The organism is Mesorhizobium sanjuanii, assembly GCF_002529485.1.
Lineage (GTDB): Bacteria > Pseudomonadota > Alphaproteobacteria > Rhizobiales > Rhizobiaceae > Mesorhizobium > Mesorhizobium sanjuanii.
This window is the reverse complement of sequence record NZ_NWQG01000002.1, coordinates 20,157-29,616: the sequence shown is the minus strand read 5'-3', so window position 1 is coordinate 29,616 and position 9,460 is coordinate 20,157. Positions and strand designations below refer to the sequence as shown.

Below are 9,460 nucleotides of genomic sequence, written 5' to 3'. Positions count from 1 at the left end.
AGATCATCCCCTGGAACTTTCCGCTGCTGATGGCCTGCTGGAAACTTGCGCCCGCGCTTGCCGCCGGAAACTGCGTGATACTGAAGCCTGCCGAGCAGACCCCTGCCGCCATCTTGCTCTGGGCCGATCTTATCGGCGATCTCTTGCCGCCTGGCGTGCTCAACATCGTCAACGGCTTCGGCCTCGAGGCCGGCAAGCCGCTCGCATCGTCGCCGCGCATCGCCAAGATCGCCTTTACCGGCGAGACCACGACGGGCCGGCTGATCATGCAATATGCCAGCCAGAACCTGATCCCGGTCACACTGGAGCTGGGTGGGAAGTCGCCCAATATCTTCTTTAGGGATGTCGTGGCCGAGGACGACGATTTCTTCGACAAGGCGATCGAAGGCTTCGTCATGTTCGCGCTGAACCAAGGCGAGGTCTGCACCTGCCCGAGCCGCGCACTCATCCATGAATCGATCTACGACAGGTTCATGGAACGTGCCCTCAAGCGCGTCGAAGCGATCGTGCAGGGCGATCCGCTCGATCCGGCGACGATGATCGGTGCGCAGGCCTCGTCCGAGCAATTGGAAAAGATCCTGTCCTACATCGACATCGGCCGCCAGGAGGGGGCGGAAGTGCTGACCGGCGGCGCCCGCAACGTCCTGCCCGGCGACCTGGCGGGCGGCTATTACGTCAAGCCAACCGTATTCAAGGGCCACAACAAGATGCGCATCTTCCAGGAGGAGATTTTCGGGCCGGTGGTTTCGGTCACCACCTTCAAGGACGATGACGAAGCGCTCAGCATCGCCAACGATACGCTCTACGGTCTGGGCGCCGGTGTGTGGACGCGAGACGGCAACCGTGCCTATCGCTTCGGCCGTGCGATCCAGGCCGGCCGTGTCTGGACCAATTGCTACCACGCCTATCCCGCGCATGCGGCCTTCGGCGGCTACAAGCAGTCCGGCATCGGCCGCGAGACGCACAAGATGATGCTCGATCACTACCAGCAGACCAAGAACATGCTGGTCAGCTATAGCCCGAAGAAGCTCGGTTTCTTCTGATCGCCTCTTTGGCTCACAGGCGCGGCTCCGCGAGCGGCCGCGCCCAAGCCTGGAAATCGAAAACGCCATGCATGCTAAGGTCACGGCAACACCGGCAGCGCTTGAACTGATCGCGGAGATCGTTGCCGAGCACGGTCCGGTGCTGTTCCATCAATCCGGCGGTTGCTGCGACGGCTCCTCGCCCATGTGCTATCCGCGCGCCGGCTTCATTGTCGGCGACCGGGATGTGCTGCTCGGCCACATCGGCGACGCTCCCTTCTACATCGGTGCTTCGCAATTCGAAGCCTGGAAGCATACCGATCTCATTATCGACGTGGTGCCTGGCCGCGGCGGCATGTTCTCGCTGGACAACGGGCGGGAGAAGCGGTTCCTGACACGGTCGACGATCTGCGCCGTTCAGGGGTAGCGAGCGAGCGTCAGGCTGCTTGCTCTTTGTCTCAGCGCAACGAGCATCCCGCCAAGCGGATGCAAGATGTCCGCTTCCAAAGCGCGGACAAGCAGCATGAAACACAAATTCAGCGACGATGCGACGATGGACGAAATCATGAGCCGGTCGCCGGCGGCCATCCGGGTCGTGCTCCAGCGCGGCCTGCTTTGCGTCGGCTGCCCGATTGCCTCGTTCCATACGGTTTCTGACGCCGCACGCGAACACGATCTCAACGAAGAACAACTTAGCAGCGATTTGCAGGCCGCAATCGCAAGCACCGCGTCCGATTAGCTTTTCTCCGCGCGGCCTTCCGCGATCAGAAGGAGCCGGTGAGGCTCGACCACGGTCACCTTCTGGCGCCCACTCTTGACCAATCCCTGGTCTTCCCACGCCGAGAGCAGCCGGCTCACCGTATGCAGCGTCGTTCCTGTCATCTCGGCAATATCCTGGCGTGAAATCGGGAAGTCGATCAGGATGCCTTCCTCCGTCTTCTTGCCCGTCTGCTTGACCAGCTTGAGCAGCGCATGGGCGACACGCTGATCCACCTGTTCGGTGGACATCTCGATGACGCGCGTATGGGCATCCTGCAGCCTGCTGCCCACGGTCTTGTATGTGTTGGCACTGAAACTTGGGAAATTCGCTGCGAGCGTTGGCCAAAGATGGCTTGGCCAGGCAAGCGCCACACAATCGACGGCAGCTATCGCATTTGCCGGATAGGTGGTGCGGCCAAGCGCGTGGGCGATGCCCATCAACTCGCCTGGACTAATGTATCGCACCGTCACCTCGTGACCGTCAGGCGTCGATTTGACGACGCGCACATGTCCGTCCAGCAGCAGGAAGAAGGAATGTGCTTCCTGCTCCTGCTCGAACACCGGCTGGTCCTTGGCGATCCTCAGCGACCTGGCCTGGCCGACGATGCGGTCAAGATCCGTGGCGGCCAGGCCTTCAAAGACGGAAAGCCCTGCAATCAGCGACCGATCGAGGCTACCCAACGCTGTTCCTCCCGAATTTGATTGCGGTCACAATACAGCACTAGGGCTGTTTTTGCTCGCCAGTTTGCGCCAGCGCAAATCATCAAGTCTCCGGGCCCAGTAAAAGAGCGCAACGGTTGATGCCGTGACGAACTCAAGAAAGGATTTACAAATGAAACTGCCACTGATCGCCGCGGCCATCGTCCTGCTTTCCATCGCCGGTGCGGCAAATGCCGAAGAACATATCGTGCAGATGCTGAACAAGGGGGAGAAAGGCTCGATGGTCTTCCAGCCTGCCTTTGTTCAGGCCGCGCCTGGGGACACGATCAAGTTCGTTCCGACCGACAAGTCGCACAATGCCGAAAGCATCAAGGGGATGATCCCGGACGGCGCCGAGGCTTTCAAGGGAAAGACCAATGAGGAAGTAACCGTGACCCTTGGCCAGGAGGGTGTCTATGGCGTGAAGTGCGCCCCGCACTACGGCATGGGCATGGTGGCGCTGATCGTCGTCGGCAAGCCAGTCAACCTGGAAGCTGCGCAAGCCGTAAAGCAGATCGGAAAAGCCAAACCCGTCTTCGCCGAACTGTTCGCCGAAGCGACCAAGACTGCTTCCAACTGACCCATTTTTCCTGGATGCCCTCCGGTTTGCGATCTTCCGGAGGCAGAGGCCGGACGGACCGGAGGGGCGGTCCGGTCCGGCCTGTTTCATTCTGGATTTCGTGCCGCAGAGCCGATCCCTCCCCTCTTAAGAAGAGGCTGGTGGTCGCCCCCCCCACAGCCGCGGCTTCCCATCCGGTTCGCGTCCGCGTCAGTGCATACTGTCTCCAAAAAGAAGCCACGGCAAAGGTACTGGATTTGCGTTAGCGCAAAGACTTGGCCGAAACCAGGATTTATTCTGAAGACATCGAATGGCTGAAACCAAGGAGATGGAAATGCTTACGAGACGCGAAGCTTTGTTGGGAACTGTTCTTACCGCAGCCGCGGTTGCCACCGTTGGTGCAATGCCCGCCGTGGCGAGCACCAAGGACGTCGCCGGATTGCGTCGTGAAAAGGTAACCCTGGTCCCGCCGCCGTTCGTCCATGCTCATGATCAGGTCGCCAAGGGCGGTCCAAAGGTCGTCGAATTCACCATGACGATTGAGGAGAAGCCTATGGTCATCGATGCCGACGGCACACAGATCAATGCAATGACTTACAATGGCTCGGTTCCCGGTCCTCTGATGGTCGTGCATGAAGGAGACTATGTCGAGCTCACGCTGATCAATCCCGAGACCAATACGCTCGCCCACAACATCGATTTCCATGCCGCCACGGGCGCGCTTGGCGGCGGCGAATTGACACTGGTCAATCCGGGCGAGCAGGTCACGCTGCGCTTCAAGGCGACCAGAAGCGGAACGTTCGTCTATCACTGCGCGCCCGGCGGCGCGATGATCCCCTGGCATGTCGTGTCGGGCATGAGTGGGGCGATCATGGTGCTGCCGCGCGACGGTCTCAAGGACGACACGGGCAAGCCCGTTCGTTATGACCATATCTATTACATCGGCGAGAACGACTTCTACATTCCCCGCGACGATCAGGGGCAATTCAAGAAATATGAAACGGCCGGCGACAATTACGATGATACCCTCAAAGTGATGCGCGGGCTGATCCCGACGCATGTGGTGTTCAACGGCAGGGCAGGTTCGCTGACCGGCGACAACGCCATGAAAGCGAAGGTCGGCGAAACCATTCTGATCGTTCACTCCCAGGCCAACCGCGACACGCGTCCGCACCTGATCGGCGGTCATGGCGATTTTGTCTGGGAACAGGGCAAGTTCGCCAATCCCCCGGCCAAGGATCTCGAAACCTGGTTCATCCGCGGCGGATCGGCCGGCGCGGCGCTCTACACATTCCTGCAGCCGGGCATCTACGCCTATGTCAACCACAATCTGATCGAGGCAGTCGAACTCGGCGCGACCGCCCACTTCACGGTCGAGGGAAACTGGGACGACGACCTGATGATGCAGGTTGAAGCGCCCAAGGCGATCGCCTCATAATCGGGAGATCCGATCCTCGGTGCAACCCTGCGGCCGAGCCAAAGGGTTGCACTCACGGACGGACTTGGTGCCCATGTCCCTAGATCCTATCTTCACATCCGGAACAATTGCGGCCGCCGCATTGATCGGCTTGGGCATAACCCATGCGGTCGACGACAGTTCTTTGGAGTTCTCCCAACCGATAGCCGTGAGCGAACTTGTGATCCTCAGGCCTGGTTCATTCGATCATCCAAAGGCTGGGGAATTCCTCAAGGAGAACCATCCTGTCGCAGCGCCTGTTGTGCAAGAAACCATCCATGCGCCTCTGGAGATCATGAAATACCAGGTAAGCGTTTCCGAATACGGTCGGTGCGTGGCGGACGGCGCCTGCAAGCCCATCGACGCTCGCAACAGTGGCAACGTTCCGGTTACCGGCGTGAGCCACATGGATGCCGAAGCCTATGCGACCTGGCTGTCAAGCCGCACAGGTGAGGCATGGCGGCTGCCGACGGACGTCGAGTGGGCCTACGCCGCCGGTGAACGATTCCGGGGCGACATGGAGAGTGGTGAAAGTGACCCGAAGAACCCGGCCCGGCGATGGCTCGCCCGGTATCGCAACGAAGCCGCCCTTGGTCGCAAGCCAGATCCTGAACCAAGGCTACAAGGCGCTTTTGGTATCAACTCAAAAGGACTGGCGGATGTTGCGGGTAACATCTGGGAATGGACCTCGACGTGCTATATCCATGCAACAATGGCCAGCGACGGCGTGGGGATCGCGAGTTCGATCGACAATTGCGGCGTGCATGTCGTTGAGGGATTCCACCGCACCTACATGTCGAACTTCATCCGCGACGGCAAGAGCGGCGGTTGCGCCGTCGGCACGCCGCCCGACAATCTGGGTTTCCGGCTTGTCCGCGACCAGTCCAGTCTCATGCAGGTTGCCCTTCGGCGCCTGGGCTTCTCCTGACAGCACAGACAAGAGTGCATGATGACATTGAAATCAACTTTGGCCGATCGGGCGCGCCCGGTCGCGGGACAGCCTCTGGATCACGCCGCCGTCGATCGAACATCGATCGGAAAACTGGTCCGCGAATTCTACGCAAAAGTCAGGAACGATGAGCGTCTGGGGCCGATCTTCGCGCGCGAAATCATCGGTGATTGGGAGCCGCATCTCGAGAAAATGACGGACTTCTGGTGTTCCGTCATCCTGAAGAGCGGCGACTACCACGGACGCCCGGTGCCGGCGCATCTCAGGCTTAAGGATGTCACCGAGGCCGATTTCGATGTCTGGCTGGCCCTGTTCTGCCAGACGACCGCCGAACTCTTCGCCCCGGAAACAGCGGCGGTGTTTATCGACAGAGCCGAGCGCATCGCGACAAGCCTGAAATTGGCGATGTTCTTTCGCCTCGCTCCCGCCGCGACGGTCGGTGGTCAATAGGGACATCGGCGAAAACTCGCGGATCGCGTCGAGCTCGACAGGCCCGCGAAGTTTGATTCTGCGCAAGGAAAACTTCCTTGGAGATTCTAGTTTCCTTCCATGGTTCTCAACCTCTTCCTTGGCACGATCGTCATAAGCTTGACGGTCCTAATTCACACCTTTGGCCTCATCGCGGTCACCCAGGCGATGGGGCATCTGGTGGCGCGATTCCGCATGCATGGTCGGCGAAGCCGGGTTGTCGCAATGATCAGCGTGGTGATGGGTCTTTTTGCCGTCATGACGGCGGAAGTCTGGCTATGGGCCGGGGTGTATCGCCTGCTTGGAGTCCTGCCCGACTTCGAGACCGCGCTCTACTTCTCCACCATCACCTTCTCGACCGTTGGCTATGGCGACGTCGTGCCAGCCCATGACTGGCGCGTTCTTGCGGCCCTGGAGGGCGTCAACGGGTTTCTGCTCATTGGCTGGTCGACCGCGTACCTGATCGCGGCTGGCACCCGAATCGGCCCATTCAAGACCGGCGAGCATTTCTGACCGGCCGGCGCTCAGACCGCCACCGAATGCCGGGCTTTGCCGGTCTCGAAATATTTGTCGAACCTGGCCGCTATACTGCGGACAAAGGGACGATTTTCCACTGGCACCTTGAAACTGTCGCCATCGAGTTCCAGCAACCGAGCCGGATCCCGAAGCGCAATGGAACTCGCCTGGAGCAGAAGCTTCTGGCCGATTTCGCCGAAGCGTTCGATCAGATCGATCGCCGAGAAGGCGAAATCGCACATCAGCCGCTCGATGATCCAGCCGCGAACACGGTCGTCATCGGACAACTCGATGCCGCGCACGACAGCCAGGCCTCCCTGCTCCACCATGCGTCCGTATTCGGCGGTCGCCGGCATGTTCTGTGCATAGCCCTGGCGAAATTGGCTGATCGATGACGGGCCGAGGCCGATCAATGTCTCACAGCGATCCTCGGTGTAGCCCTGGAAGTTCCGGTGCAAGGTTCCGGTGCGTGCAGCAATGGCCAGCGCATCATCGGATCTGGCGAAATGATCGAAGCCCACGGCTTGATATCCGGCCTTCAGCATAAGGCTGGCGGCAATTTGCGCCTGAGCGAAGCGTTCCATCGAGTCCGGCAGCCACGCCTCATCGATCATCGTCTGATGCTTCTTGAACCAGGGGACATGGGCGTAGCCGAACAGCGCCATCCTGTCCGGCTCCAAGGTCAAGGCTTGCGAGACGGTGGAGGAAATGCCCTCCCTGGTCTGGTGCGGCAAGCCATAGAGCAGGTCCAGGTTGACGGACGCAACGCCGCGCGAACGAACCCCGTCGACGACAGCCTTTGTCTGCAGGAAGCTTTGCTCGCGGTTGATCGCCTTCTGCACCTTCGGATCGAAGTCCTGCACGCCGAGGCTCGCCCGCGTCATGCCGATCTCGGCGAGTGCGTCGAGGCGTGCCTCGTCCATGTCGTTCGGATCGATCTCGACGCTGACGCCGGCGTTCGGAAGAAAATCGAAGCTACCGCGCAAGACGGCTCCGAGTGTTACCATGTCCTCGGGCTTCAGCATGGTGGGCGAACCGCCGCCGAAATGGACGGCGCGGACATGGCCTCTGCCGCCGACGAGGGCGCCGACGGTTGCGATCTCCGCATGCAGCGAGCGGAGATAGGCAGCCACCGGCTCGTAGTGTCGGGTCTGCTTGGTATGACACGCACAAAACCAGCAGAGCCGATCGCAGTAGGGGATGTGCAGGTAAAGCGAAATCTCCTCACCGCCTTCAATCGCTTCCAACCAGCCTCGCTGGACGGCAGCGTCGACGCCCGCGTGGAAATGCGGCGCTGTCGGGTAACTGGTATAGCGCGGCACATTCTCGCTCAGCCTGGCAGCCAATTCCTGTTGCATGTCGCCCTTCCATCTCCTTTTTGCGGGGTAAATCTGGCCGCAGCGGCGTGCCGATGCCTTGATTTCGGTCAAAGCCCCCAAGGACAAACTGCCGCAAGGCTTTTCCTGAGGCCGATGCTATCTTCCCCGCACGTGGAATCCTTCGGACAATCATGATGACAGTGCGCCAGGACGTTCACAGTGCCGGCATTCCCGTGCTTTGCCAATCTTGCGAAGCGCGGCACCGCGGCGTCTGCGGCGCGCTCGATTCCGACCAGCTTGTCGGGCTCGCCAAGACCTCGTCGAGGCACAAGATCGAGCCGGGGGTCGAACTGATTGGCGACGCCGAGACCGTCGACAGCTATTCGAACGTGCTCTCAGGCGTGGTGAAGCTGACAAAAAGCCTTTCGGACGGCCGCCAGCAGATTGTCGGTCTTCAGTTTGCACCAGACTTCCTGGGAAGGCCGTTCAAGGCGGAAAGTGCGATCAACGCGGAGGCGGCGACGAACGTCTCCCTGTGCTCATTCCCGAAGACAGCCATCGAACGAATGATGAAGGAATCGCCGGAGCTCGAGCACCGCCTGCTCAGGCAGACACTGAACGAACTCGACGAGGCGCGCGAATGGATGGTGACGCTGGGGCGCAAGACCGCGTCGGAGAAGGTGGCGAGCTTCCTCCTGATGATCGCCAGGAACATCGATCCCACGGCCGACCCGGCCGCCAGGTCGGCGACCTTCGACCTGCCGCTGACACGCGCCGATATCGCGGATTTCCTCGGCCTGACAATCGAGACGGTGAGCCGCCAGCTGACCAGGCTGCGAACCGAGGGTGTGATTCGTATCGACAACAACCGCCATGTGACAGTGGACAGCCTTGCACGGTTGGAGCAACGCTCCGGGGCCTAGGGCCGGATGATTTCAGGTCAAGTCGACCTGAAATCTGAATCCGGCTCTAAATCAAAGAGATAGAGCATGATGTCATCCGAAAACCGCTTCACACTTTTCGGCATCATGCTCTAAAAGCGCGTCGCGTTCGACCGGCCTCATGCGACGCGCTTTGGATTCTTGTCTTATGCATGTCGTTATCGCAAAACCGCTGCACACTTTTGCGCGACATGCATTAGGCTGCGTCAACGATCCCGATCATCGGCAAGACATGCTCGCGCTCAAATGCTATATGCCGGCGCAGGTTCTCGAACAGGCCGCGCAGCATGAAACCGATGGCTTCGGGGTTCTCGACAGTCTTGCCGTGACCGATGGCCAATAGAATTTCAGTCACCTCGCCGGCAAAGCATTCGTCTTCTACATGCTCGGCCCGCAATCGCCGGGTTGAGGCAAGGTTCGCATTACTGCCAACCACGGCCTCCTCGTAGGCAGGGAAGATGATCGTCTCTTCGTACTGATGAATGCCGCGCAAAAGCGGCACGATCGCGTTGGCGGTGCGGAGGCACGTCAGGCGGTCGACGCCTGGCAACGCGTCGGCGATTCTCTCCAGAGCGTCACAGAGCCTCAGTTTCTCGTCATGCGCGCGCTTCATCACGGCCGCCGGAACTGCCTCCATGGCAGATCGGTCAGTTGGTATCGAATTCTCTCGGCGTGTCTCGAATAGCGACGATCCCCGCTCTTTCTCTCCGTTCAACTGATCCCTCCGTTCAACCAACAGGCAACCTCCTGACTGTTTGCGAGCCCAACGCTG

At 60.2% G+C, this 9,460-nt stretch carries 12 protein-coding genes; 9 read left to right on the top strand and 3 right to left on the bottom strand.

All coding sequences use genetic code 11. The annotated features are described in order from the left end of the window. The 3 genes from adh to CN311_RS00400 form a co-directional block, all read left to right on the top strand. Window positions 1-1,043: aldehyde dehydrogenase (gene adh, locus CN311_RS00410; protein WP_097571459.1), on the top strand; the 1,043-nt coding region annotated here is incomplete at its 5' end. Window positions 1,044-1,110: 67 nt separating this feature from the next. Beyond that, on the top strand, window positions 1,111-1,449 hold the full coding sequence (locus CN311_RS00405; protein WP_097571458.1) for a DUF779 domain-containing protein: 339 nt from the start codon (window positions 1,111-1,113) through the stop codon (window positions 1,447-1,449). A gap of 96 nt (window positions 1,450-1,545) precedes the next feature. After that, window positions 1,546-1,761 (top strand): DUF1858 domain-containing protein, encoded by a 216-nt coding sequence (locus CN311_RS00400; protein WP_097571457.1) that lies wholly within the window; start codon window positions 1,546-1,548, stop codon window positions 1,759-1,761. Here CN311_RS00400 and CN311_RS00395 read toward each other — a convergent pair. After that, window positions 1,758-2,462 carry a Crp/Fnr family transcriptional regulator gene (locus tag CN311_RS00395; protein WP_097571456.1) on the bottom strand — a complete coding sequence of 235 codons (705 nt, stop codon included), beginning with the start codon at window positions 2,460-2,462 and terminating at the stop codon, window positions 1,758-1,760. The genes CN311_RS00400 and CN311_RS00395 overlap by 4 nt on opposite strands. 151 nt (window positions 2,463-2,613) lie before the next feature. On the opposite strand from CN311_RS00395, the gene CN311_RS00390 reads away from it, so the two are divergent. The 5 genes from CN311_RS00390 (at window position 2,614) to CN311_RS00370 (ending at window position 6,425) form a co-directional block, all read left to right on the top strand. Then, on the top strand, window positions 2,614-3,060 hold the full coding sequence (locus CN311_RS00390; protein WP_097571455.1) for a pseudoazurin: 447 nt from the start codon (window positions 2,614-2,616) through the stop codon (window positions 3,058-3,060). A 313-nt stretch (window positions 3,061-3,373) separates the two neighbouring features. Further along, window positions 3,374-4,477, top strand: coding sequence for a copper-containing nitrite reductase (nirK, locus tag CN311_RS00385; RefSeq protein ID WP_097571466.1), 1,104 nt, complete (start codon window positions 3,374-3,376; stop codon window positions 4,475-4,477). A 73-nt stretch (window positions 4,478-4,550) separates the two neighbouring features. Continuing rightward, window positions 4,551-5,423: an SUMF1/EgtB/PvdO family nonheme iron enzyme gene (locus CN311_RS00380; RefSeq protein ID WP_097571454.1), complete on the top strand. Its 873-nt coding sequence runs from the start codon at window positions 4,551-4,553 to the stop codon at window positions 5,421-5,423. A 21-nt stretch (window positions 5,424-5,444) separates the two neighbouring features. Then, a complete protein-coding gene (locus CN311_RS00375) occupies window positions 5,445-5,894 on the top strand; it encodes a group III truncated hemoglobin (RefSeq protein WP_097571465.1) in 450 nt (149 codons plus the stop codon). A 99-nt stretch (window positions 5,895-5,993) separates the two neighbouring features. Then, window positions 5,994-6,425, top strand: a complete 432-nt coding sequence (locus CN311_RS00370; protein WP_097571453.1) for a potassium channel family protein — start codon at window positions 5,994-5,996, stop codon at window positions 6,423-6,425. Window positions 6,426-6,436: 11 nt separating this feature from the next. Here CN311_RS00370 and hemN read toward each other — a convergent pair whose 3' ends face one another. Continuing rightward, entirely contained in the window at window positions 6,437-7,786 is a 1,350-nt protein-coding gene (gene hemN, locus CN311_RS00365; protein WP_097571464.1) for an oxygen-independent coproporphyrinogen III oxidase, read from the bottom strand. A gap of 155 nt (window positions 7,787-7,941) precedes the next feature. Between hemN and CN311_RS00360 the strand changes: the two genes are divergently transcribed. Next, complete coding sequence (locus CN311_RS00360) at window positions 7,942-8,670, top strand: Crp/Fnr family transcriptional regulator (protein ID WP_097571463.1); 729 nt, start codon at window positions 7,942-7,944, stop codon at window positions 8,668-8,670. A 214-nt stretch (window positions 8,671-8,884) separates the two neighbouring features. Here CN311_RS00360 and CN311_RS00355 read toward each other — a convergent pair whose 3' ends face one another. Further along, window positions 8,885-9,325 carry a hemerythrin domain-containing protein gene (locus CN311_RS00355; protein WP_245440668.1) on the bottom strand — a complete coding sequence of 147 codons (441 nt, stop codon included), beginning with the start codon at window positions 9,323-9,325 and terminating at the stop codon, window positions 8,885-8,887. Window positions 9,326-9,460: the final 135 nt, after the last annotated feature.